1 protein-coding gene is annotated in these 521 nt (G+C 47.6%); it reads left to right on the forward strand.

Annotated elements, in window-relative coordinates; genetic code table 11:
* The coding region (locus R7Q11_RS29270; protein ID WP_225467357.1) for a GGDEF domain-containing protein at positions 1–408 on the forward strand (408 nt) is incomplete at its 5' end.
* Between the last annotated feature and the right edge of the window lie 113 nt (positions 409–521).

Genomic DNA, 521 nt, shown 5'->3' on the forward strand with positions numbered 1-521 from the left:
AATCAGGCGATGACTCTCATCTTGCTGGATATCGACCACTTTAAAGCGTTTAACGATAACTATGGGCACCTATTTGGTGACACAGTATTGAAAGCGATCGCGCGTCGACTGCAACAGAGCTGTCGCGATGGCGTGAGTGCGTACCGCTTCGGCGGCGAAGAATTTGCGTTAATTGTGCCAAACAAATCCCTACGAATCGCCCGCCAATATGCAGATACCCTACGCCGCATGATTGAAAAGCTGCGCGTACGTGATAAACGCTCGGGCACACAAGTTCATAGCATTACTGCTTCTTTTGGTGTGGCAGAGTTCGAAGTTGGTGACACCGTAGATTCATTAGTCAACAAAGCCGATAAACAGCTTTATGAAGCAAAACAACTCGGTCGAAACCGAGTGATGCCTATCTAAGCTAACCTCTCTGGCAACACAGTAAAGACGGTTAGAACAAATAAAGAAATCCCGCACTGTTTAGCGCGGGGTTTCTACTTTCTCGTCCTACATACCCAAAGCAGGCTACTTGG

It is taken from the genome of Vibrio sp. 970, from assembly GCF_033339075.1.